The organism is Streptomyces sp. WMMB 714 (genome assembly GCF_900090125.1).
In the GTDB taxonomy this organism is placed as follows: Bacteria; Actinomycetota; Actinomycetes; order Streptomycetales; family Streptomycetaceae; genus Streptomyces; species Streptomyces daqingensis.
Genome location: NZ_FMHJ01000003.1, coordinates 285,816 through 308,720, shown reverse-complemented (window position 1 = coordinate 308,720; position 22,905 = coordinate 285,816). Strand labels below are relative to the sequence as shown.

Sequence of the window (22,905 nt, the reverse complement as noted above, 5' to 3'; positions counted from 1 at the left end):
CTCATGGATCGGTAACCTGAAGTATTCCGTCCGCCGTTGATGAAGAGAGCACTGTGGCCGCCGACAAGATCGACACAATCGTCAGCCTGAGCAAGCGCCGTGGCTTCGTGTACCCGTGCAGTGAGATCTACGGAGGCTCGCGTGCCGCCTGGGACTACGGGCCCCTCGGCGTCGAGCTCAAGGAGAACATCAAGCGCCAGTGGTGGCGCGCCATGGTCACCTCGCGCGACGACGTGGTCGGCCTCGACTCGTCCGTCATCCTGGCCCCCCAGGTGTGGGAGGCATCAGGTCACGTCGCCACCTTCACCGACCCGCTGACCGAGTGCACCTCGTGCCACAAGCGGTTCCGTGCCGACCACCTGGAGGAGGCGTACGAGGCCAAGCACGGGCGGCTTCCGGCCCAGGGCCTCGCCGACGTCAACTGCCCGCACTGCGGGAACAAGGGCGCCTTCACCGAGCCCAAGCAGTTCTCCGGCCTGCTCTCCACGCACCTCGGCCCCACCCAGGACGCGGGTTCGGTCGCCTACCTGCGGCCCGAGACCGCGCAGGGCATCTTCACCAACTTCGCGGCCGTGCAGCAGACTTCGCGCAAGAAGCCGCCGTTCGGCATCGCCCAGACGGGCAAGTCGTTCCGGAACGAGATCACGCCCGGCAACTTCATCTTCCGCACCCGCGAGTTCGAGCAGATGGAGATGGAATTCTTCGTCAAGCCGGGCGAGGACGAGAAGTGGCACGAGTACTGGATGCAGCAGCGCTGGAACTGGTACGTCGACCTCGGCATCAGCGAGGAGAACATCCGCTGGTACGAGCACCCGCAGGAGAAGCTCTCCCACTACTCGAAGCGCACCGCCGACATCGAGTACCGCTTCAACTTCGGCGGCAGTGAGTTCTCCGAGCTCGAAGGCGTCGCCAACCGCACCGACTTCGACCTCACCGCGCACTCCAAGGCCTCCGGCCAGGACCTCTCCTACTTCGACCAGGAAGCGGGCGAGCGCTGGGTGCCGTACGTCATCGAGCCGGCGGCCGGCGTGAACCGGGCGATGCTCGCCTTCATGCTCGACGCCTACGTCGAGGACGAGGCGCCCAACGCCAAGGGCAAGCTGGAGAAGCGCACCGTCATGCGGCTCGACCCGCGGCTCGCGCCCGTCAAGGTCGCCGTGCTGCCGCTCTCCCGCAACGAGAAGCTTTCGCCGAAGGCGCGCGGCCTCGCCGAGGCGCTCCGCAAGAACTGGAACATCGACTTCGACGACGCGGGCGCGATCGGCCGCCGCTACCGCCGCCAGGACGAGATCGGCACCCCCTTCTGCGTCACCGTCGACTTCGACACCCTCGACGACAACGCCGTCACGGTGCGCGAGCGGGACACCATGAAGCAGGACCGCATCTCGCTGGACCAGATCGAGGGCTACCTCGCCGGGCGCCTGCTGGGCTGCTGAGCCACGCGACCTGAGGGGCCGGCTCCGTCGCAGGACGGAGCCGGCCCGCTCCGTTTCCTTCCGCTTCCCGTCGGTCCCGCCGTGCCCGTCGGTCCCGCCGTCAGGCCTCGGCCTGCCCCTGACCCGCCTCCTGCGGCTCCCGCGTCTCCCCGACGGGCGCGCCGAAACCGCTGGTGTCCAGCTCGACGTCGAACGGCGCCGGGAGGCGCAGCGTCTTTCCGAACGGCACGGTGGTACGGGAGCTGTAGCCCTTCTCGGACGGCGCCCAGAACACGGTGGCGGACTCCTCCCGCATGTCCAGGAGGAGGTAGACGGGGACGCCGGAAGCGCCGTAGACGGTCGCCTTGTCTCCCCAGTCGGTGCCGTACGTCGAGTCGCTGGTGAGTTCCACGGCCATCGTGAGTGCTTCACCGTCGACGTATCGCTTCGCGGTGCTGAACGCCTTCCGCGCGGCGACGTAGACGTCCGGTCCGTACGCGCGCTGCTGACCGGGGAAGGCGAAGAGGAAGGGGGCGTCGCCGCAGGTATCCCCTTCGGGAACGCAGTCCCGCACCTGCTCCCGTACGGACTCCATCACCTGGAAGTAGTAAGCCTTCGACCACGGCGACACGACGATGCTCCCCCTGATGATCTCCGCCCGGTAGCCGTCGGGCACATCCATGCTCAGCAGCGTCCGGCACAGCGCCTCGAACTCGGGCGGGCCGTCGGGGGTCTCTATGGGCGTCGGTCGTTCGAGCATCACAGTCATGATGCGCCTTTCCTCACCGGTGATCCAGTCGTCACCCACCGTAGTCGCCGGGTGTGACAGCCGAGGGGGAGCGGCTGGGGCGGCCGTCGGGCTGCCTTCACACGAGGAGAGCGACCAGACGCGCTGCCTGCCGCTCGACGGTTCCAGGAGGGTTCCGAGCCTCGCCCTGTTCGTCGGACGAGAGCAGGAAGAGCCAGACGAGAGCCAGCAGCCTTCGGTATTCGCGGAGTCGGGCGTGCTCGGCGCCGGTCAGGGCGGAACGGCGCAGGAACGAGCCGGCGTCCAGGGGCCGCTCCACCCACGAGCCCACATGCTCGGTGATCTCCGCCAGTTCGAAGAGGCGGTCGCTGCGCCCGGACTCCTCGAAGTCGACGATCCGCACGCGGGCGCCGTCCCAGAGGTAGTTGGCGAGGTTGCCGTCGCCGGCTCCGAACACCTCCGGGGAGTGCTCCTCGGCCCGCGCCGCCCCGTCCGCGAAGACCGAGCCGTCCAGCCACCGCAGGCCCCTGTCCACGGCTGAGGTCACCTCGGCGCTCGCGTGCGTGCGCCGCTGCGAGGCCCACGAGCGGACCGTCGCGGTCAGCTCAACGGGCCGGCCCGGCCTGACGGGCACGCGCGACAGGGCCTCGGGAGGCACCGCCGAGTGGAGCGCGCGTACGGCGTCGGCCAGAGCCGTCAGGCGGCGCTCGTCCAGGGGCTTCCCGCGCAGGGGCTCTCCCGGCAGGCGCGACATCACGACGACCGGCGCGGACGGGACGAGACGGGCTTGCAGGGGAGCGGGGGCGAGCCCTGGCGCGTGCTCGGCCAGCAGCTCCAGCGCCCGCCACTCCCGCCGGGCCGCCGCCGGGCCGTCCGGACCGCGGAACCGCTTGGTGACGCGGTGCGGTTCCAGGTGGATCGTGTGCCTGCCCATGTGCAGCCGGACCGCGCCGGCTCAGCGGCACAGGCCGCGGAGGACGAGGGCCCGCACCGTGAGGAAGTCGTCCTCGATGCCGGGGCGCGACCACTCCGCGGCGTACACCGGATCGTGGAACCGGGCCGTGGCGTGGAAGACGGCCCTGGCCGCCTCGGAGGCGGAGCCGATCGCGTCGGCGGCGAACACGCCCTCGTCGCGGCCCGCCTCGATGATCTGCGCCAGCTGGCCGACGGCATCCTCGATGTGCCGCTCGACGACGTCGCTCGCCTCCGACGCCAGCACGGTGTACGTCGCGAACAGTTCCGGGTCGTCGCCGGCCTTGTGGCGCTTGGCCTCGAAGAGTGTCGTCAGCCACCGGTCGAGCTGCTGCCCGGCCGGGCCCGCCCCGGACACGACGGACTTCAGCTGCTCGCCCGTACGGTCCAGCCAGCGCTGTGTCACGGCCGCCCGCAGAGCGGCCTTGGTGCGGAAGTGGCGGTACACGCTGCCATGGCTGACGCCGAGAGCGCGGGCCACGTCCACCACAGTGGCCTTCCCCGGCCCGTAACGGCGCAGCACGTCCTCGGTGGCCTCCAGGATGCGCTCCGGTGTCAACGCTTCAGCCACTGTCCGGCCCCCTGCTCTCGCTGTTGTGGCTACGTGCCGCTGTGCGACCGCTTCTCGCTGTCCAGAAGCGCCATCTGCTCGGCCGGATAGCGCTCCCCGGCTGCGGAGCCCGCGGGCACGGCACGTTCGATGGCGCGGAGATCGTCGTCGTCGAGAGTAACCGCCGCCGCCGACAGAGACTCAGCCAGCCGCTGCCGCGTCCGGGCCCCCAACAGCGGGACGATCTGCGGACCCTGGGCGAGCACCCAGGCGATCGCGAGCTGCGCGACGGTGACGCCCTTGCCCTTCGCGATCTCGCGCAGCGTCTCGACGAGTCCGAGGTTGTGCTCGAGGTTGTCGCCCGAGAAGCGGGGGCTGCGACTGCGGAAGTCCCCCTCGGGCAGGCTGCGTCCGGCTGACCAGTTTCCGCTGATCAGGCCGCGCGAGAGGACGCCGTACGCCGTGACGCCGATGCCCAGTTCGCGGCAGACAGGCAGGATCTCCGCCTCGATCTCCCGGGAGATCAGCGAGTACTCGATCTGGAGGTCGCTGATGGGAGCCGTGGCGGCGGCCCTGCGGATGGTGTCAGCGCCCACCTCGGAGAGGCCGATGTGCCGCACGTGGCCCGCCTGTACCAGCTCGGCCACAGCGCCGACGGTCTCCTCGACCGGGACGTCGGGGTCGAGGCGGGCCATCCGGTAGATGTCGATGTGGTCCGTGCCGAGGCGCTGAAGCGAGTAGGCAGCGAAGTTCTGCACGGCCGCCGGGCGGCCGTCGACCCCGAGGAAACCGCCCTCGATCGTCCGGAGAGCGCCGAACTTGACGCTGAGCAGGGCCTGTTCACGGGCGGCGGCGGGAGCTGTGCGGAGGGCCTCGCCGATCAGGAGTTCGTTGTGGCCCATGCCGTAGAAGTCGCCGGTGTCGAGGAGGGTCACGCCGGCGTCGAGGGCTGCGTGGACGGTGGCGACGGACTCGGCGCGGTCCGCGGGGCCGTAGAGCGCCGACATGCCCATGCAGCCGAGTCCGAGGGCGGAGGTACGGGGGCCGTGAGTGCCGAGAGCGCGTGTCTGCATGACGGGTTCCCTTCGTGTGATGGTGACAAGCTTGGCATGACCGATGACAGATTTCAATATCTGTCATTACAACTCTGCCCTTTGCTAGTGGTCACCCGTCCCGTCGAACTGTCATGTGGCCCGGTCTGCCGGTCTGCCGGTCTGCCGGTCTGCCGGCCGGCCTCGCTGCGCCGTGTGCCCTCGGCTCCGTCCGTACCGTGCTCCCGGCTCTCGTGCCGATGCGGGAGAATGGGCCCCGAGCGCGAGCCAGCCATGGCCGCCCCGCGCTCCGACCACCCGAAGCACGTCTTGGAGGACGCCGACGTCATGACGACGCCGCTCCGTATCGGCCCGCACACCGTCCAGCCCCCCGTGGTGCTGGCGCCCATGGCCGGGATCACGAACGCCCCGTTCCGGACCCTGTGCCGGGAGTTCAGCGGCGGCAAGGGGCTCTTCGTCAGCGAGATGATCACGACGCGCGCACTCGTCGAGCGGAACGAGAAGACGATGCAGCTCGTGCGTTTCGACGGCAGCGAGCGTCCGCGGTCGATCCAGCTGTACGGCGTCGACCCGGTGACCGTCGGCAAGGCGGCGCGCATGATCGCCGACGAGGACCTCGCCGACCACATCGACCTCAACTTCGGCTGCCCGGTCCCCAAGGTCACGCGGAAGGGCGGCGGTTCGGCCCTCCCGTACAAGCGGCCGCTGCTGCGCGCCATCCTGCACGAGGCCGTGGGCAACGCGGGCGGGCTGCCGGTGACGATGAAGATGCGCAAGGGCATCGACGACGGCCACCTGACCTATCTGGACGCCGGCCGCATCGCCGTCGACGAAGGCGTCACCGCGATCGCACTGCACGGGCGTACCGCGGCACAGCACTACGGCGGGACGGCCGACTGGGACGCCATCGCCCGTCTCAAGGAGGCCGTGCCCGAGATCCCGGTGCTGGGCAACGGCGACATCTGGTGTGCCGAGGACGCGCTGCGGATGGTCCGCGAGACGGGATGTGACGGAGTCGTCGTCGGCCGCGGCTGTCTGGGGCGGCCGTGGCTCTTCGCCGACCTCGTCGCGGCGTTCGAGGGTGCGGGGGAGGAGGCGTACGCGCGTCCCGCCTTCGGCGAGGTCGCCCGGACGATGCTGCGGCACGCCACGCTGCTCGGGGAGTGGCTCGGCGACGAGGCCCGCGGCGTCATCGACTTCCGCAAGCACGTCGCCTGGTACACCAAGGGTTTCTCCATCGGTTCGCAGGCGCGGCAGCGTCTCGCCGTCACCTCCTCGCTGGAGGAGCTGGCCGGACTGCTGGACGGTCTCGATCTGGACCAGCCGTGGCCGCAGGGCGCCGACGGCCCCCGCGGCCGTACGCACAGCCGCAACCGGGTGGTGCTCCCCGACGGCTGGCTGGACGACCCGTACGAGTGCGGTCGAGGAGTCGGCGCCGACGCGGAGTTGGACACCTCGGGCGGCTGAACCCCGCCCCCGCCCCCGCCCGTACCGTTGCGTCGTTTCGGGCAGACGGAGCGGCGAACGGTCAGTGGTGCCAGGCGTGGCCGCCGACGTTGCGGATCATGCGCTGGAGGACCTTGAGGGTCTGGACGTACTCCTCATCGGCGATCCCGTCGTGGATCCGCGCGCGCAACGACCGCTGCAGCCGGGCCAGTTCGCCGTGGAGTTGGGCGCCCTCCGCGGTGATGCGCAGCCGTTCGGCGCGGTCCTGCTCGGCCCATCCCCGGGCCACGACGGAGTCCATCTCCGAATCCAGGAGCCCGCCCACGTCCAGGTAGCCGCCGAGGACGGCCGTCAGCTCCTCGCGTGTGCGCCCGTCCCCGGCGTCCGCGAGCTGCGCGAGGACCCACCACTGCGGCTGCGTGACGCCGTGCCGTCCGAGTGCCTCGCGGATGTGCCCGACGACGGCCTTGTGCGCCGCCCAGCTCCAGTAGCCGATCGGCTGCCCGGCCAGCTCGCCGTCCGGGTGTGAGTACCGGATGTCCGTGTCGGACGACTTCATGGTCCGTCCCCGCCTTCCGCGTTGCGCTGCGCGGCGCCGTGCACCGCTCGACGGGGACGAACCTAGAAGTTGAACTCAGGTTGAGGTCAAGACGATGTGCCGGGGGCCGGGCGTGTGCCCTCCCGCGTGCGCTCTCCGGCGCCGCGGACCACCGGCTGCCGTGGTCTGCGCCGGCCGGCGAATGGCGTCAGCCACCCGCCGACTCGCCCGGCTCCAGCCGGAATCCGACTTTCAGGCCGACCTGGTAGTGCTCGATCTGCCCGTCCTCGATGTGCCCGCGCACCTCGGTCACCTCGAACCAGTCCAGGTGGCGCAGGGTCTCCGAGGCGCGGCTGACGGCGTTGCGGATGGCTGCGTCGACGCCGTCGTGCGACGTGCCGACGATCTCGGTCACCCGGTAGGTGTGATTGCTCATGCTGGTCTCCGCTGACGTGGGCCGAAACTCCGTCCTACTCCTGTGCCCCGATACCGCTCTCTTAGGGCAGCCGGAGGTCCTTTGCGGCCCGGACGCCGGCAGGGAGCGCCGACTCCCGGCACCGCCCGGCCCCCTCGCGGACGCGTCCGCCCGGAGCCGCGGGGCGGACGCGCAGACGTGCGCCCCCGGCCGGAGGGGGAGCCGGCCGGGGGCGGTCACGGAAGAGGGCGCCGAGGTGTCAGGTGCTCGGCAGGCCCTCCACCGCGGTGAGCAGCGCGAGCGGAGTTGCCGCCGCCCACGCCTGCGGGGAACAGGCATGCGGATACGGCACGGGATCGGAGTGATCGGTGCGGGAGTAGCCGGCGAGCACCTCGGGAAGCCGGTAGTCCTGCGTGGCCGCTGCCGCGACCATGCCCCGCGCCAGCTCCAGGGCCTGCTCGCGCATGCCGTAGCGGGCCAGTCCCAGCGCGATGAGGGCGTTGTCGTGCGGCCAGATGCTGCCCCGATGGTAGGAGAGCGGGTGGTACGGGGCCTGTCCGGACGCCACCGTGCGCACCCCCCAGCCGGAGAAGAAGTCCGGTTCGAGCAGCCGCCGGCCCACCGCTTCGGCCCTGTCCTGGCCGAGGATGCCCGACCACAGCAGATGGCCGGCGTTGGACGCCAGTACGTCCGCGCGGAGCCCCGAGTCGTCGCGGGCGAGCAGCGGGAAGTCGTGGTCCGGCATCCAGAAGTCGGCCTCGAAGCGCTCGCGGAGAGCGGCCGCCGCCTTCGCCAGACGTTCCGCGTACGAGGCGTCGTGCCAGACCGTGCGGGCCAGTTCGGCCGTGCGCACCAAAGCGTCGTAGGCGTAGCCCTGCACCTCGGCGACCATGACCGCGCCGGTGGGGCGGGTGCCGTCCGTGGTGCACACCGCGCCGGGCGAGTCCTTCCAGTTCTGGTTGGCGAGGCCGCCCTCGTGGGCGTGGTAGGCGAGGTAGCCGTGGCGCTCCAGACCCCCGTGTTCGAACATCCACTCGACGGCTGCGCGTGCCTGCCGCTCCAGCCTGAGGGCCAGCGGCCGGTCGGCCGCGGAATCCGCCGCGCCCCCGCTCTGCGTCCGCTCGTGGTGAGCGCTCAGCAGGACCAGGAAGAGGGGCGTGGAGTCGACGGTGCCGTAGTAGCGCCCGTACGGAACCTGGCCGAAGTAGGCGAGTTCGCCGTGCCGGACCTCGTGGACGATCTTGCCGGGCTGTGCGAGGCGTTCGGGCTCGTCCCGCTCAGCCTGCGTCGCCGCGAGCGCCAGCAGTGTCGCCTCGGCCAGCTCCGGGCGGTAGGGGAGGGCGAAGAGGGAGGTGAGGAGGGAGTCGCGGCCGAAGAGGGTCAGGAACCAGGGGACGCCGGCGCCGGGGACGAGGACCGTCCCCCCGTCCGGGTCGGGCGCGGCGACACGCAGTCCGGCCAGATCCACCAGCCCCTGCTCGCACGCCTGGGACAGCTCCGGCCAGCCGGTGCCCCGGGACGGAACGGGATCGGCCGAAGTGAACTCGGCGGTACGGGTCCGGAGCATCGAGACGACGGATGCCGGGTCGAACGTGTCCGGGGTGCCGCGCGAGCCCGTCTCCCGCTCGCTCCGCGAACCCTGCACTCCTTCCTGCGCGGGGGCGGCCGGAGCGGGGCGAGCGGGCGCACGCTCCGCGGCCCCGTGCGGATGGGCCGTGACGCACAGCCTCAACTCGGCCGTGCCGTGCGGCGGAAGCTCCAGCGACCAGCTCAACTGCCGTGCGGGCCCGCCGGTCTCCTCCACCGCGTCGGGCGCCGGTTCCGCGACGACCGTCGTACGGGAGTGCCACTCGCCCCGCCGGTAGCCGAACTCGACTCCGTCCGGGCGGGCTTCGCGTGTGCGGGTGGTGTGCGGCTTGTCGTAGAAGCGGTGGTCGGAGCGGAGTTCGAACTGGTCCGCGAAGTCCGCGTCGACGGTGAGGGCGAGCCGGGTCGCGACGGTTTCGCCGAGGTTGCTGGTGAGCCGGAGGCGTTCGGTCAACACGCCGTTTACGACTGCCTGTTCGCGGAAGACGGTGTAGGCGGGCGGTTCCTCACGGGTCCCGTGCGGGGTGAGAACGGCGCCGCCGCTGCCGTGGTCCGTCGCGGGCACCAGGACGGCGGGGGCGGCGCCGTCGACGGTCAGCTGCCAGCGGCTGAGATGCCGGGCGTCCCGTTCGAACAGGCCCTCGGGGACGGTGCCTTCGGACTGCGCGCTGGGCAGCGCCCCGTGGGAACCGTTGACGTCACCGGAGGGGCCCAGCACCGCGAAGGTGCCTTCGTGGACGAGCAGACGGTGCTCGGTCGCATTCACAGGTTCATGGTCCTTTCGGACTCGTTCGGCACGGACTCTGGTCGTGTCATTCACGTGAACTCGCTCCGGTGAACCTCTGCTTCGCCGGCGGCGCCGGAATCCGGCCGCCCGAGAAGGTCCAGTGCGAGGGCCGCGGTCCAGCTGAAGTCGCGCGTGCCGCGCCCCGCCCCGCTGTACGGGTCGAGGTATTCGGCGAAGTTGGACGTGACGGCCGCGTCGAGCACGTCGGCGCGCAGCCCGTCCGCCCGCTCCGTCTCGCCGACGCTCCGGAGCCCGCGCTCCAGAAGCCAGTTGACGTTGAACCAGGCCGGGCCCCGCCAGTAGCGGTACGGGTCGAAGGCCGGTCCGTCCAGGTCGTAGCTCGGCACCAGCCGCACCCTCGTGCCCAGGCCGAAGTGCTCACCCGTGACGGTGCGCAGCAGGGCGCCGGTGATCTCCCCGGGCAGGCCGGGCGCGATCAGCGGGAGCAGCCCGGCGACGCTGCGCACGTCCATCAACTGCCCGCCCGTCCGGCCGGATCCAGCGGCTCCTTCGGCGGGGGCCGCGCGCAGGTCCCGGCAGAGGAACTGGCCCGCCTCGGCGGACCACAGGCGCCGGACGAGCGCTTCCGTGAGGGCCTCGGCGTGGTCGCGGTGCGCCCGGGCTCCGGCTTCGTCGCCGAGTTCGCGGCAGATGGCGGCGAGGGCGTACCCCGAGGCGACGAACAGGGCGTTGAAGGAGGGGTCTTCGACCGCGAAGCTGTGCGGCGCCTTCGCGTCCCGGTAGCCGTGGTCGCGGTAGTCGGCCGAGAGGCGCACGTACCGGCCGTAGTCCAGGTCGGTGGGACGGTCGGCGGCGGCTCCGTGGGTCAGGTCGGCGCGCCGGAACGAGTCCGGCGGAGCTGGTGTGACGCGTTCCAGGGGGCCGTCCCAGCAAGGGCTGTTGTCCATGCCGGCCTCCCACGGGTGGACGATCGCGGCGAGACCGCCGCCGTCCAGGTCGCGGTGGTCCGCGAGGTAGCGGTGCCACGCGGCGAGGCGCGGGGCCACCCTGGCCAGGAAGCCGCGCCGGCGGGACGCCCCGGGGTCGGACTCGTGCACGAGCCAGGCGGCGAGTGCGTGCACAGGCGGCTGGACGATGCCCGAGGTCTCCGTGGCGCGCGGCGCCCCCGCGCCGGCGCCCGCCGTGGAGGTGCGCCAGAAGTCGGGGCCGGGGAAGTACGCGTCGAGCGGCACACGCGGGTTGAAGACGATGTGCGGCACACGTCCGTCGTCCCACTGGGCGCTCAGCAGCGTCTCCAGCTCGCGCTGTGCCCGAGCCGGGGAGAGGTGGCGCAGCCCGATGGCGATGAACGCCGAATCCCAGCTCCACTGGTGGGGGTAGAGGCCGAGGGAGGGGACCGTCGAGTTGCCCGTCCAGTTGCCGAAGAGCACGCGCCGCGCTTCGCGGCGCAGCCTGGCGCGCCCGGCCGTGCCGAGCGTCCGGCCGGCGGGGGCGCTCGCCCGGCTCTCGGGGGAGCGAGCCCCGGTGCGTACGGCCGCCCGTGCGGCGGCGGACGACGGGCTCATGCGGCAGCCCTGGCGAGGAAGGCCGGTACGGCCGCGACGGCCTCCGCGGCGTCGTCCCCGGTCAGCCGGCACTCGAGGGCGAGGTGGCCGGTGTAGCCGGCTCCTTCCAACGCTCCCAGCCACGCGGGCCAGTCCAGGTGCCCGGCTCCGGGCTGGAAGCGGTTGGAGTCGCTGACCTGGGCGTGGCCGATGTACGGGGCCGCCGCCAGTATCGCCGCGGGCGGGTCGGCTTCCTCGATGTTCATGTGGTAGCTGTCGATGCCGATCCTGACCGAGTCCAGGCCCACCGCGCGGATCAACTCCGCTGCCTGGTCCAGCCTGTTGACCATGTGGTCCTCGTAGCGGTTCAGGGGTTCCAGGAAGAGCGCCACGCCCTCCCGCCGGGCGTGCTCGCCGAGTTCGGTGAGGCCCGCGAGCAGCACGTCGCGGTCCTCCTCCGCGCTGCGGGGAGGCTGGAAGGGCGGCAGGCGGCGGGAGAACATCCCGTACGAGGCGGGGGTCTGGGCGCCGACGCCTCCCAGCTCGCCGATGACCGAGAGCTGGGACTTCATCTGCTCGACGGCGTCGCGGCGCAGGTCCTCGTCGAAGGCGCCGATGAAGTGCAGCATGTCCACGCACACCGTCGGCATCACGACCCCGTCGGCGAGGGCTTCGCGCAGCTCGGGCAGCCGGTCGCGGAGGTGGAAGCCGCCCTTTCCGCGGAGTTCGATCGCGTCGTAGCCCGCGGACTGCGCGAACTCCCATTTCTGCTGGAGGGTCTCCCCTGGGAGGAGCTGTTCCTGGCAGGCGGTACGGAACATGTGGGGCCTTTCACGGTGTGCGGCGGTGCGGCGGTGCGGTGTTGCGGTGGCGCGGGAGGCTCTCGCCTCGTCGACGGTGCGGGCGTCCGGAGCGGCGCGGTCACGTCCTGACGGCCTTCCCGTCACGGGGCGCGGGGGCGTGGACGGCCGGGGGCCCGGCCGACTGCCCGCGTCCGCGCGGCCGTTCAGAACTCCAGGACGATCTGCAGGGCCTCCGCGGGGCGTTCGTCCAGCAGTGTGTAGGCCTCGGCCGCGTCAGCGGCGGGGACGACGTGGCTGACCAGCGGCTCCACTTCGACCTTCCCTTCGGCGACGAGGCGCAGGAAGGTCTGCTGCAGCCGCTCCACGCTCCACCGGCCCGCCAGCTGCTGCGGTACGCCGCCGATCTGCGAGCAGATCAACTGGGCCCGGTTGTGGTGGAATTCGTCGCCGAGACGCAGGCCGGCCGCCTCCCCCTGGTAGAAGCCGGAGGCCACGACCCGGCCGCCGACGGCGACGGAGCGCAGCGCCTCGTGCAGTGCCGGATAGGCGCCGCTGATCTCGATCGCGGAGTCCGCGCCGCGTCCGCCTGTCGCCTCGTGCACCCGCTCGGCGACCTCGTCCTCGCGTGCGTTGAGAGTGATCTCCGCGCCGTGCTCCCGTGCGTGGGCGAGCCGTACGTCGAGGGCGTCGACGGCCGTCACGCGTGCTCCGCTGAGCTGTGCGAGACGCGTGGTCAGCAGACCGATCACGCCCTGCCCGAACACGGCGACGTCCTCGCCGAGATGGATCTCCGCACCGAGCACCGCGTTGTAGGCGATCGCTCCGACGCGGGCGAACGCCCCGGCCAGCGGCTTCAGTCCGCCCGGCAGGGTGTGCCCGGCCATGCGCTCGACGGGGACGACGCCTTCGCTGCGGTGCCCCCAGATGCCCCAGACGAGATCTCCGACGGCGGGTGTCCCGGGCAGGTCCGCCGACTCGGGGGAGACCTCGGTGACTTCGCCGACCTCCGAGTAGCCCCAGCCGGTGACGGGGTAGGCGATGCCGGCCGCCCCCTCGCGGAAGAGCCGTGCCTCGGGGTCCCAAGTGCGGGTCAGGTAGGGGTTGGTGCCGCGGTAGGCGGTCAGCTCCGTACCCGCCGATATGCCCGAGTAGCGCGTACGCACCCGCAGGTGGCCGGGGGGAAGCGGCTCGCTCTCGTGCTCGGCCACCTCGACCTTCCGTGGGCCGGTGAACTGGGCGACTCGCTCCACAACGCACTCCGAAGAACTTGGCAGGGCCCGGCTCGGGGCCGGGCCTCTCGGGTTTCGTCGAAAGTACATGAGAGTTACGTCTTGTGAAAAGACAAAAGTGGTGTTGAGATGCATGCCTGATGAGCGGAAGCAGGTGAGGGGCGAGGCATGCGGATGTGGACGCGGCGTTCGAGGACGAGGCGGTCGGCGGCGGCCGCCGTGGCCGGGGCGCTGTGCGCCGCGCTGCTGGCGGGCTGCTCGGCGAACGCCCAGGCGGGGCCGGGGAAACCGGACGGGAAGATCACGGTCTGGACGCTGGAGAACCTGCCGGCGCGGATGGCGGCCGAGAAGAAGATGATCAGCCGCTTCGAGAAGAAGAGCGGCGTGGAGGTGGATCTCGTCGGGGTCGACGAGGGGCAGCTGCCGCAGCTGATCATGTCGGCGGCCGCGGCGGGCAACCTCCCGGACGTCATCGGCTCGCTCCCCCTCGGCCAGGCCTGGCAGATGCACGGCAACGGGCTGCTCGACACCGAGGGGCCCGCCGAGGTCGTCGAGGACCTGGACCCCGGAACCTTCAACCCCACTGCCCTGAAGCTCACTTCGGACGGCGGCACCCGTCTCTCCGTGCCGTCCGACGCCTGGCTCCAGCTGCTCGTCTACCGCAAGGACCTGTTCAAGAAGGCGGGACTGCCCGCCCCCGACAGCTACGGGAAGATCCTCGAAGCCGCCGAACGTCTCGACCGCGGCCGGATGGACGGCATATCGCTCGCCACCGACCCGGCTGACGCCTTCACCCAGCAGAGCTTCGAGGACCTCGCGCTCGCCAACGACTGCCAGCTCGTCGAGAAGGACGAGGTGGCGCTGGACTCGCCCGCCTGCAAGCGCACGTTCGAGACCTACGACACCCTCGCCCGCGAGCACGGCGGACGCGGCACGCAGACCGTCGACACCACGCGGGCCACGTACTTCGCGGGCAGGTCACCCATGATGGTGTGGTCCTCCTTCCTGCTCGACGAACTCTCCGGCGAGCGCGCGGACGTCGTGCCCAGCTGCCCCGAGTGCAAGAAGGACCGCGCCTTCCTCGCGGAGAACAGCGGCATCACCACGGCCCTCAAGGGCCCCGACGGCGAGAAGCCCGTCCAGTTCGGCGAGATCACCTCGTGGGCGATGACGAAGAGCGCCGAGACCGAGGCGTCCAAGACCTTCATCACGTACATGCTCAGCAGCGGCTACGAGGACTGGTTCGGGATGGCGCCCGAAGGCAAGATCCCGGTCCGCGAGGGCACCCCCGAAGACCCGGACAAGTACCGGGAGGCGTGGCGTTCCAGCCGGCTGGGCGTCGAGGCCACCAACCGCAAACCCCTGAACTCCATCTACTCCGACGCGCTGCTGGACCAGCTGACGGACGGCGTCAGCGCCATGCGCAGGTGGGGCTTCCAGCAGGGGGAGGGCGCCCTCGTCGGAGCCACCAACGGCGAACTGCCCGTCCCCAAGGCCGTGTCGGCGATGACCAGCGGCCAGACCTCGCCGGGCGAGGCCGCCCGGGAGGCACAGGACGAGGTCGACGCCCTGCGCCGGTCCCTGGAGTGAACCGGCGCCCGAGCCGCCATCCGGTCCCCCTTACGTACGGCCGACGAGGTCCGCACACACCCGAGGTACGCACACCATGACGCACTCCACGACGAGAGAAACGGACGGCGCCCCGCAGCCCGCCGGCCGTCCCGAGGGGGACGGCGCCGGGGACGGGCGGGACGGAGGACGCCCCGGCGGCACGGCACCGCGCGGGCGGCGCGGCCCGCTCACGGCGGCGCGCCGGGAGAACCGCGCGGGCCTGGCCTTCGTCACCCCCACCCTCGTGGTGGTCGGGGTCGTGGTCGTCCTGCCCATCCTGTGGACGGTCCTCCTGGCCTTCCAGGACGCGAGACTCGTCGACATCCAGGACATGGGCCTGCTGGGCAGCTGGACGCTGGACAACTTCGGCGCCGTCTTCGGCTCTCCCGGCTTCTGGGCGAGCCTGTGGACGACGCTCCTCTACACGGTCGGCGCGACGGCCGGCTCCATCCTCCTCGGCCTGATCGCCGCCCTCGCCCTGCGCGAGCCCTTCCGCGGACGCGGACTGCTGCGCGGCTCGATGCTGCTGCCCTACGTGGCGCCCGTCGTCGCCGTGGCCTTCGTCTGGGAGATCGCGCTCAGCCCGCAGTTCGGCGTCATCAACGAGTGGGGCGCCGAACTCCTCGGCTGGGACGACCCGGTGGCCTTCCTCTCCACCCGCTCCTACGAAGTCGCCCTGTTCGGGCTGCACTTCGAGATACCGCTGGCGCTGCTGACCGTCGTCGCCTTCGAGACCTGGCGCTACTTCCCCTTCGCCTTCCTCTTCCTGCTGGCCCGGCTCCAGGCCGTACCGGACGGACTCGAGGAGGCGGCGAAGGTCGACGGCGCCGCTCCCACCCAGCGCTTCCGCCACGTGCTGCTGCCGCAGCTGATGCCCGTCATCGCGCTGCTGTGCGTGCTGCGCTTCATCATGACGTTCAACAAGTTCGACGACATCTACCTGCTGACCGGCGGCGGTTCCGGCACCGACGTCGTGGCGGTCCGCGTCTACGACTTCCTCACCGCACGCTTCGACGTGGGAGCCGCGGCGGCCCAGGCCCTCGTGCTGGCAGTGGTCCTCATGGTGCTGCTCGGCCTGTACTTCGCGTTCTTCGGCAGGAAGGTCCAGGAGGAATCATGAGCGAGGCACGCAGCCAAGTCCCCTTCAGCCGGGCGCAGTTCGAAGAGCGCCTGTTCGGGGTGGTGCGCTGGGTCGTGATCGCCTTCCTGGCCGTGATCACGCTGGCGCCCTTCTACTACATGGTGCTGCTGTCGGTGAAACCCATCGACGCACTGCTCCTCGACCCCGGCCGGCTCTGGGTCAGCGCGAAGGAGTTCACGCTCAGCACGTACGAAGAGGTGCTCAAGCCGACGTCGGAGGGCGGCCAGGGCTTCCTCGACATGCTCTCCAACTCGGCGCTCGCGTCCATCGGAGCCGTCGTCCTCACGATGCTCGCCGCGATCCCCGGCAGCTACGCCGTGAGCCGGCTGCGCTTCTTCGGCGGACGGCACGTCAGCGCGCTCTTCCTCGCGGTCTACCTCTTTCCCGCGACGCTGCTGGCCGTGCCGCTGTTCGTGATGTTCGCGCGGATGGGGCTCCAAGGGAGCCTCGTGGGCCTCGCGATCGTCTACATCGCGCAGACCGTGCCCGTGTCGATCTACATGATGAAGAACTACTTCGCCACCATCCCGTTCAGCATCGAGGAGGCGGCGGCGCTCGACGGCTGCTCGCGGCTCCAGATCATCCGCAAGGTCGTACTGCCGCTCGCCGCACCGTCGTTGATGGCGACCGGCCTGTACATCTTCATGATCGCCTGGAACGAGTTCCTCTTCGCGCTGCTCTTCCTCGCCGCGACCCCGGAGAGCTGGACGGTCTCCCTCGGCCTCCAGCAGCTCGCCAACGGCGTCGAGGTGTCCAAGACCGTGCTGATGGCAGGATCGGTCGTACTGACCATCCCCGTGGTCGTCCTCTTCCTCGCCGCGGAGCGGCTGCTGACGGAGGGCCTGACCAGCGGCGCGGACAAGAGCTGAGGAGCAGATGACCGGGAACCAGGCCAGCGCGGGGCATCTGCTGCGCCTCATCCGGGAGGGCAAGGCCACCACACGCGGCGCCCTCCTGAGAGCCACCGGGCTCTCCCGGTCGACCGTCGGGCACCGCCTCGACCAGCTCTTCGCGGCCGGCTGGCTGCGGGAGGGCGACACAACGCCGGTCGAGGCGCCGACGGGCGGACGGCCCTCCACACGGCTGGAGTTCGACACGGACCACGCCGTCGTCCTCGCGGCCGACCTCGGTACGCGCGACGCCAACGCGGCCGTGACCGACCTCGCCGGAAACGTCCTCGCGGAACACGCCGGGCCGATGCTGCTCGCGGACGGCCCCGAGCGCGTACTGGACCGGCTGGCGCGGTGGTTCGCGGAGCTGCTGGAGCGCAGCGGCACCCCGCGCCACCGGGTGTGCGGCGTGGGCCTGTCCGTGCCAGGGCCCGTGGACTGGGCGTCCGGCCTGGTCGTGCAGCCGCCCATCATGCCGGGCTGGGACGCGTACCCGATACGCGAACGGCTCCAGGAGGCCTGCTCCCGCCACATCCCGGGCGTCCCCGAACCGGTGCCCGTGCTCGTCGACAACGACGCCAACCTGATGGCCTACGCCGAGCACCGGGCAGGCCACCGCGACTGCGCCGCGTTCGTGCTCGTGAAGGTCTCCACGGGGATCGGCGCGGGCGTCGTCGCCGACGGCCGCCTCTACCGCGGCATCGACGGCGGCGCGGGCGACATCGGGCACATCCGGCTCCACGACTGCCCGGACGCGCTGTGCATGTGCGGCTCCTACGGCTGCCTCGCCGCCGTCGCCAGCGGACGCGCCCTGGCGGAGCAGCTGGCGGAGGCGGGCATCGAGACGTCGTCGGTGGCAGGCGTACGCGAGCACCTGGCCGCGGGCCAGCCGGACGCGGTGCGCCTCGCGCGGGAGGCGGGCAGGCGGGTCGGGGCGGTGCTGGTCACGGTCGTCACCCTGCTCAACCCGGGAGTGCTGATGATCGCGGGCGACCTCGCGGGCACCCCGTTCCTCACGGGCGTTCGGGAGTTGCTGTACCAGCGGGCGCTGCCCCGCAGCACCTCCCACCTGAACGTGGTCACCTCCCGGCTCGGGGAGCGCGCGGGGCTGACGGGAGCCGCCGCCGTGGTCGTCGAGGACCTCTACTCCCCGGACCGCGCCGACGCCCGCCTGGCCGCGCTCGAAGCGTGAAGCCCACCCGGCCTCCGAACTGCCCGAACCCCCCGACTCCCCGCCGGGGGAGGCCCGACGGAAGGACACCCCAATGACCGCTCCCTGGACGGACGATCCGATACGCGTCGGCCTCGTCGGGGCCGGCCCGTGGGCGCGGGCCATGCACGCCCGCATGCTGGCAGCGGGTCCGGAGACCGCCCTCGTCTCGGTGTGGGCGCGGCGGCCCGAAGCGGCACAGCAGATCGCCGCGGAGCACGGGGCGGCCCCCGCGGCCTCCTTCGACGAACTCCTCGGCTCCTGCGAGGCGGTGGCCTTCGCGGTACCGCCTTCCGTGCAGGCGGAGCTGGCCGTACGGGCGGCGCGGGCGGGCCGCGCGCTGCTGCTGGAGAAGCCCCTCGGACTCGACCTGGCCTCCGCCCGCACGCTCGCCGACGCGGTGGAGGAGAGCGGCGTGGTCTCGCAGCTGGTCCTCAGCAAGCGCTACCACCCCCGAACCCGTGAATTCCTCGCCCGCGCCGGGCAGTTGAAGGTCCACGGGGCCCGCTCCTGCTTCCTGCACGGCGCTTTCCTGGGGGGCGAGATGGCAACCGGCTGGCGCCTGGAGCACGGTGCTCTGCTCGACCTCGGTCCGCATCTGCTGGACCTGCTCGACATGGCGGTCTCGCCCATCGCCTCGGTCCGGGCGACGGGCGACGCGCGCCGCTGGATGGAGCTGTCGTGCGAGCACGAGAACGGCGCCGTCAGCCAGGCGTCGCTCTCCGGCGCGGTGCGGCTGCCGCGGGCCCTCACGCGCGTCGAGCTCTACGGGCAGCACGAGGAACTCGTCTACGACACCGCGGACTTCGACCACGAGGAAGCCTGGCCCGTACTCCGTGGCGAGTTCGCGGCAGCCGTGCGATCGAACCGCTCCTCTGACATCGACGTACGCCGCGGCCTGCGGCTCCAGGAGCTGCTGGCGCAGGCCGCGGGCAGCTCCTCGCCGGGCTCCTGAGCGTCCCGCCGGCCGCGGGCCCCGGTCCGCGCGGGCGGTGGTCGGCTGACCGCCGCGTCCTGATGGGCCCGCCGGTCCGGTCGTGCGGCGGGCTCCGGCGGCCGGGTCTGCTCCGCCGGCTTCACCGAAGGCCGCGAGGGGGCGTGGCACGGGGTGCCTCGCCGTAGCGGGAAGCGTCCGCATCGTGAGATTTACCGGTCCCTCGTAGGCGTGATTCTCGCCACCTTGATAAGGGTCACGCTCATATGAGCGCTCACTTGTGCGGTCCATGTCTCCAAGGAGCGACCCCGTACTTTACCCGGCCTAGATTCACCTCCCGAAGCCCGGTCTCACCGAGAGTGGTGGATTCCGTTTCGCTGCTTCCGCTGCGCATCGGTCACTTCGACTTGTGGAGCCGGCCTCTGAGGCCAGACGGGACAGCCGCCGCCTTCGATCCCCGGGCGGACGGGTGGTTACCGCCCTTTGGCGCATTGCCGGACGTACCTCTGCGCCTTGGATCTGGGTACGCTCCCCGCCGTCAGGGCAACCGTCCACGAGGGGTCGAGTCCGGTGCCGGATCAGGATGCAGCGCAGAAGTTCGTCTACGACTTCACAGAGGGCAACAAGGACCTCAAGGACCTCCTCGGCGGGAAGGGGGCCAACCTCGCCGAGATGACCAACCTCGGTCTCCCGGTGCCACCGGGGTTCACCATCACCACCGAGGCGTGCAAGGTCTACCTCGCGAGCGGTTCGGAACCCGCCGAGCTCCGCCAGGAGGTGAGCGCCCATCTCGAGGCGCTGGAGCGGAAGATGGGCAAGAGGCTCGGCCAGGCCGACGACCCGCTGCTGGTCTCCGTACGCTCCGGCGCGAAGTTCTCGATGCCCGGGATGATGGACACCGTCCTCAACATCGGGCTCTCCGACGAATCGGTGCACGGGCTCGCCGCGCAGTCCGGCGACGAACGCTTCGCCTGGGACTCCTACCGCCGGCTGATCCAGATGTTCGGCGACACCGTCCTCGGCATGGACGGCGAGGTCTTCTCCGAGGTCCTCGAACAGACGAAGGAGGCCAAGGGGGCCGTCACCGACGTCGAACTGGACGCCGAGGACATGCAGGCGCTCGCGGAGAAGTTCAAGAAGCTGGTGCTCCAGGAGACCGGCCGGGACTTCCCGCAGGACCCCCGCGAGCAGATGGACCTCGCCGTCAAGGCGGTCTTCGACTCGTGGAACGGCCAGCGCGCCAAGCTCTACCGCCGTCAGGAGCGCATCCCCCACGACCTGGGCACCGCCGTGAACGTCTGCTCCATGGTCTTCGGCAACCTCGGCCCCGACTCGGGCACAGGCGTCGCCTTCACCCGCGACCCCGCGACGGGGCAGCAGGGCGTCTACGGCGACTACCTGCAGAACGCCCAGGGCGAGGACGTCGTCGCGGGCATCCGCAACACGGTGCAGCTCGCCGAGCTGGAGCAGCTGGACAAAGCGTCCTACGACCAGCTCATGCAGATCATGGAGACCCTGGAGACGCACTACAGGGACCTGTGCGACATCGAGTTCACCATCGAGCGCGGCAAGCTGTGGATGCTGCAGACGAGGGTCGGCAAGCGCACGGCCGCCGCCGCGTTCCGGATCGCCACGCAGCTGGTCGACCAGGGGCTCATCGACGAGGCCGAGGCGCTGCAGCGCGTCAACGGCAACCAGCTCGCCCAGCTGATGTTCCCCCGCTTCGACAGCAACGGCGGCTTGCGCGACGCCGACCGGATCGGCTGGGGCATCGCCGCCTCGCCGGGTGCCGCCGTCGGCAAGGCGGTCTTCGACTCCTACACCGCGATCAAGTGGTCCCGCAGCGGTGAGAAGGTCATCCTCATCCGGCGGGAGACCAACCCCGACGACCTGGACGGGATGCTCGCCGCCGAGGGCATCCTCACCTCGCGCGGCGGCAAGACCTCGCACGCCGCCGTCGTCGCCCGCGGCATGGGCAAGACCTGCGTGTGCGGCGCCGAGGAGCTGGAGGTCGACACGAAGCGGCGCTGCCTGAAGACGCCCGACGGGCGGGTCGTCGAGGAGGGCGACGTCGTCTCGATCGACGGCTCGACCGGCACCGTGTACGCCGGTGAGGTGCCCGTAGTGCCCTCGCCCGTCGTCGAGTACTTCGAGGGCCGCATGCACGCCGGCGCGGACGACGCCGACGAGCTCGTCAAGGCGGTGCACAGGATCATGGCGTACGCGGACCGCGTCCGCCGGCTGCGTGTCCGCGCCAACGCCGACAACGCCGAAGACGCCGCACGCGCACGGCGGTTCGGGGCCCAGGGCATCGGCCTGTGCCGCACCGAGCACATGTTCCTCGGCGAGCGGCGCAGCCTCGTCGAGAGGCTCATCCTCGCCGACACGGAGGAGGAGCGGGACGAGGCGCTGGAAGCGCTGCTGCCGCTGCAGAAGGGCGACTTCGTCGAGCTGCTGGAGTCGATGGACGGGCTGCCGGTGACGGTCCGCCTGCTGGACCCGCCGCTGCACGAGTTCCTGCCGGACATCACCGAGCTCTCCGTGCGGGTGGCGCTCGCCGAGTCCCGCAAGGACGCGAACGAGAACGACCTGCGCCTCCTCCAGGCCGTGCACCGGCTGCACGAACAGAACCCGATGCTGGGGCTGCGTGGCGTGCGGCTGGGACTCGTGGTGCCGGGGCTGTTCACCATGCAGGTGCGCGCCATCGCGGAGGCCGCCGCCGAACGCAAGGCGGGCGGCGGCGACCCCCGCGCGGAGATCATGATCCCGCTCGTCGGCACGGTGCAGGAGCTGGAGATCGTCCGCGAGGAGGCGGAAGCCGTCATCGCGGAGGTCGAGGAGCGGCACGAGGTGGAGCTCAACCTCACGCTCGGCACGATGATCGAACTGCCCCGCGCGGCACTGACGGCCGGGCAGATCGCGGAGTCGGCGGACTTCTTCTCCTTCGGCACCAACGACCTCACGCAGACCGTGTGGGCCTTCAGCCGGGACGACGTCGAGGCCAGTTTCTTCACGGCGTACCTGGAGAAGGGCATCTTCGGGGTGTCGCCGTTCGAGACGATCGACAAGGACGGCGTGGGCGAACTCGTACGGCGGGCCGTCGAGGACGGCCGCGCCACGCGGCCCGACCTCAAGCTCGGCGTCTGCGGCGAACACGGCGGCGACCCCGAGTCGGTGCACTTCTTCCACGAGGTGGGCCTCGACTACGTGTCCTGCTCGCCGTTCCGCATCCCGGTCGCCCGGCTGGAGGCGGGACGCGCCGCGGCGGACTCCTGACACCGCGGCTTCCGGGCCCGGGCCCGGAAGCCCCCGGCCAGGCCGTTCGCGGGCCTGATCCCCCCAGCCGGCCACCGCCCGCCCACCCTCACCGGCGGCGCACGGCAGGGGACGCGAAAGGGGCGGCACCTGTGCGGAGGTGCCGCCCCTTCATTCTGACCTGTGCCGAAACGGAGACACAGCGAGTGAGTTACGAGAACTACTCTCATTGGCTGTCATCGATTTAGGCCGTTGCCCAGCCCCATGTGCCCTCAGGGCACGGCCAATACCCGACACGTCGGATCAGCAGTGAGCGCCGTGCCCGCGCCCGGAGCGCGGACCTTGGTGAGGATCGATGAGGAGATGTCCGCCGACCTGGCAGTGCTGAAGAGCGCGGGTTTCACCGTGACCGAGGCGCTACGCGAGGGCGTGCGGGTTCTGGCTGAGGTGCGTCGGAACGGATGGGGCATGGGCCTACCGGAGGGGACGCCCCTCGAAAGCGTCGGAGCGCAGATACAGCGAGTGCTCGATGTGGTCCCGGCGAGTGCTCGATGTGGTCCCCGCGCCAGAGGAGGAGGCGCACATCCCGCGGCCGGCTGCCATGTGACAAGGCGCTTCATGACACTCCAACCGCCCAGGGGGCGTGATGCGCATACGACTCCGAGCCGCTGAACTGATGCCCGACAGGGCACAGCAGTTGTGCGACATCAGTGCCACCTGCGGGGCTTCTCACCACCGCAGGGCAGCGTGAAGCACTTGTGCGCCGTGTGACTACCGGTCGGCTGTACAACCGAACTGGGGTGCGACACCGTCGATC

18 protein-coding genes are annotated in these 22,905 nt (G+C 71.2%); 8 read left to right on the top strand and 10 right to left on the bottom strand.

Annotated features, from left to right (window positions below; all coding sequences use genetic code 11):
* Positions 1–53: 53 nt before the first annotated feature.
* Entirely contained in the window at positions 54–1,436 is a 1,383-nt protein-coding gene (locus H181DRAFT_RS06710) for a glycine--tRNA ligase (protein WP_045863294.1), read from the top strand.
* A gap of 100 nt (positions 1,437–1,536) precedes the next feature.
* Here H181DRAFT_RS06710 and H181DRAFT_RS06705 read toward each other — a convergent pair whose 3' ends face one another.
* The 4 genes from H181DRAFT_RS06705 to H181DRAFT_RS06690 all read right to left on the bottom strand — a co-directional run bounded on the left by H181DRAFT_RS06705 (position 1,537) and on the right by H181DRAFT_RS06690 (position 4,758).
* Positions 1,537–2,184: a Uma2 family endonuclease gene (locus H181DRAFT_RS06705; protein ID WP_045863293.1), complete on the bottom strand. Its 648-nt coding sequence runs from the start codon at positions 2,182–2,184 to the stop codon at positions 1,537–1,539.
* 97 nt (positions 2,185–2,281) lie between these two features.
* A complete protein-coding gene (locus H181DRAFT_RS29330) occupies positions 2,282–3,097 on the bottom strand; it encodes a phosphotransferase family protein (RefSeq protein WP_175439718.1) in 816 nt (271 codons plus the stop codon).
* A 21-nt stretch (positions 3,098–3,118) separates the two neighbouring features.
* Positions 3,119–3,706 (bottom strand): TetR/AcrR family transcriptional regulator, encoded by a 588-nt coding sequence (locus H181DRAFT_RS06695; RefSeq protein ID WP_045863292.1) that lies wholly within the window; start codon positions 3,704–3,706, stop codon positions 3,119–3,121.
* 29 nt (positions 3,707–3,735) lie between these two features.
* Positions 3,736–4,758 carry an aldo/keto reductase gene (locus H181DRAFT_RS06690; RefSeq protein ID WP_045863291.1) on the bottom strand — a complete coding sequence of 341 codons (1,023 nt, stop codon included), beginning with the start codon at positions 4,756–4,758 and terminating at the stop codon, positions 3,736–3,738.
* A 306-nt stretch (positions 4,759–5,064) separates the two neighbouring features.
* On the opposite strand from H181DRAFT_RS06690, the gene dusB reads away from it, so the two are divergent.
* Positions 5,065–6,204 (top strand): tRNA dihydrouridine synthase DusB, encoded by a 1,140-nt coding sequence (dusB, locus tag H181DRAFT_RS06685; protein WP_045863521.1) that lies wholly within the window; start codon positions 5,065–5,067, stop codon positions 6,202–6,204.
* Positions 6,205–6,265: 61 nt separating this feature from the next.
* Here dusB and H181DRAFT_RS06680 read toward each other — a convergent pair whose 3' ends face one another.
* From H181DRAFT_RS06680 to H181DRAFT_RS06655, 6 genes are all read right to left on the bottom strand, one after another.
* Positions 6,266–6,721, bottom strand: a complete 456-nt coding sequence (locus H181DRAFT_RS06680) for a MarR family winged helix-turn-helix transcriptional regulator (protein WP_045863520.1) — start codon at positions 6,719–6,721, stop codon at positions 6,266–6,268.
* A 208-nt stretch (positions 6,722–6,929) separates the two neighbouring features.
* Positions 6,930–7,157 (bottom strand): dodecin, encoded by a 228-nt coding sequence (locus tag H181DRAFT_RS06675; RefSeq protein WP_045863290.1) that lies wholly within the window; start codon positions 7,155–7,157, stop codon positions 6,930–6,932.
* Between the two features lie 238 nt (positions 7,158–7,395).
* Complete coding sequence (locus H181DRAFT_RS06670; RefSeq protein WP_045863289.1) at positions 7,396–9,489, bottom strand: amylo-alpha-1,6-glucosidase; 2,094 nt, start codon at positions 9,487–9,489, stop codon at positions 7,396–7,398.
* A gap of 50 nt (positions 9,490–9,539) precedes the next feature.
* Entirely contained in the window at positions 9,540–11,036 is a 1,497-nt protein-coding gene (locus tag H181DRAFT_RS06665; protein ID WP_254666732.1) for an amylo-alpha-1,6-glucosidase, read from the bottom strand.
* Entirely contained in the window at positions 11,033–11,836 is an 804-nt protein-coding gene (locus H181DRAFT_RS06660) for a sugar phosphate isomerase/epimerase family protein (RefSeq protein ID WP_045863288.1), read from the bottom strand. Before H181DRAFT_RS06660 ends, H181DRAFT_RS06665 begins: the two co-directional genes overlap by 4 nt.
* Positions 11,837–12,021: 185 nt before the next feature.
* On the bottom strand, positions 12,022–13,068 hold the full coding sequence (locus H181DRAFT_RS06655; RefSeq protein WP_045863287.1) for a zinc-dependent alcohol dehydrogenase: 1,047 nt from the start codon (positions 13,066–13,068) through the stop codon (positions 12,022–12,024).
* 147 nt (positions 13,069–13,215) lie between these two features.
* Here H181DRAFT_RS06655 and H181DRAFT_RS06650 point away from each other — a divergent pair, with 147 nt between their 5' ends.
* The 6 genes from H181DRAFT_RS06650 (at position 13,216) to ppdK (ending at position 22,109) form a co-directional block, all read left to right on the top strand.
* Positions 13,216–14,637 carry an ABC transporter substrate-binding protein gene (locus H181DRAFT_RS06650; protein WP_045863286.1) on the top strand — a complete coding sequence of 474 codons (1,422 nt, stop codon included), beginning with the start codon at positions 13,216–13,218 and terminating at the stop codon, positions 14,635–14,637.
* A 76-nt stretch (positions 14,638–14,713) separates the two neighbouring features.
* The gene (locus tag H181DRAFT_RS06645; RefSeq protein WP_078895541.1) at positions 14,714–15,778 is read left to right on the top strand and encodes a carbohydrate ABC transporter permease; all 1,065 of its coding nucleotides are present in this window, start codon (positions 14,714–14,716) and stop codon (positions 15,776–15,778) included.
* Complete coding sequence (locus H181DRAFT_RS06640; protein ID WP_045863285.1) at positions 15,775–16,668, top strand: carbohydrate ABC transporter permease; 894 nt, start codon at positions 15,775–15,777, stop codon at positions 16,666–16,668. The genes H181DRAFT_RS06645 and H181DRAFT_RS06640 overlap by 4 nt, the downstream gene beginning before the upstream one ends.
* A gap of 7 nt (positions 16,669–16,675) precedes the next feature.
* Positions 16,676–17,881: an ROK family transcriptional regulator gene (locus H181DRAFT_RS06635; protein ID WP_045863284.1), complete on the top strand. Its 1,206-nt coding sequence runs from the start codon at positions 16,676–16,678 to the stop codon at positions 17,879–17,881.
* Between the two features lie 73 nt (positions 17,882–17,954).
* A complete protein-coding gene (locus H181DRAFT_RS06630) occupies positions 17,955–18,854 on the top strand; it encodes a Gfo/Idh/MocA family protein (protein WP_045863283.1) in 900 nt (299 codons plus the stop codon).
* 549 nt (positions 18,855–19,403) lie between these two features.
* The gene (gene ppdK / locus H181DRAFT_RS06625) at positions 19,404–22,109 is read left to right on the top strand and encodes a pyruvate, phosphate dikinase (protein ID WP_045863282.1); all 2,706 of its coding nucleotides are present in this window, start codon (positions 19,404–19,406) and stop codon (positions 22,107–22,109) included.
* The last annotated feature ends 796 nt before the right edge of the window (positions 22,110–22,905 follow it).

Excerpts from the sequence above, each read along its gene's own strand:
- H181DRAFT_RS06705 (WP_045863293.1), bottom strand. The coding sequence starts at position 2,184 with ATGACTGTGATGCTCGAACGACCGACGCCCATAGAGACCCCCGACGGC.
- H181DRAFT_RS29330 (WP_175439718.1), bottom strand. The coding sequence starts at position 3,097 with ATGGGCAGGCACACGATCCACCTGGAACCGCACCGCGTCACCAAGCGG.
- H181DRAFT_RS06690 (WP_045863291.1), bottom strand. The coding sequence starts at position 4,758 with ATGCAGACACGCGCTCTCGGCACTCACGGCCCCCGTACCTCCGCCCTC.
- dusB (WP_045863521.1), top strand. The coding sequence starts at position 5,065 with ATGACGACGCCGCTCCGTATCGGCCCGCACACCGTCCAGCCCCCCGTG.
- H181DRAFT_RS06675 (WP_045863290.1), bottom strand. The coding sequence starts at position 7,157 with ATGAGCAATCACACCTACCGGGTGACCGAGATCGTCGGCACGTCGCAC.
- H181DRAFT_RS06665 (WP_254666732.1), bottom strand. The coding sequence starts at position 11,036 with ATGAGCCCGTCGTCCGCCGCCGCACGGGCGGCCGTACGCACCGGGGCT.
- H181DRAFT_RS06660 (WP_045863288.1), bottom strand. The coding sequence starts at position 11,836 with ATGTTCCGTACCGCCTGCCAGGAACAGCTCCTCCCAGGGGAGACCCTC.
- H181DRAFT_RS06650 (WP_045863286.1), top strand. The coding sequence starts at position 13,216 with ATGCGGATGTGGACGCGGCGTTCGAGGACGAGGCGGTCGGCGGCGGCC.
- H181DRAFT_RS06645 (WP_078895541.1), top strand. The coding sequence starts at position 14,714 with ATGACGCACTCCACGACGAGAGAAACGGACGGCGCCCCGCAGCCCGCC.
- H181DRAFT_RS06640 (WP_045863285.1), top strand. The coding sequence starts at position 15,775 with ATGAGCGAGGCACGCAGCCAAGTCCCCTTCAGCCGGGCGCAGTTCGAA.
- H181DRAFT_RS06635 (WP_045863284.1), top strand. The coding sequence starts at position 16,676 with ATGACCGGGAACCAGGCCAGCGCGGGGCATCTGCTGCGCCTCATCCGG.
- H181DRAFT_RS06630 (WP_045863283.1), top strand. The coding sequence starts at position 17,955 with ATGACCGCTCCCTGGACGGACGATCCGATACGCGTCGGCCTCGTCGGG.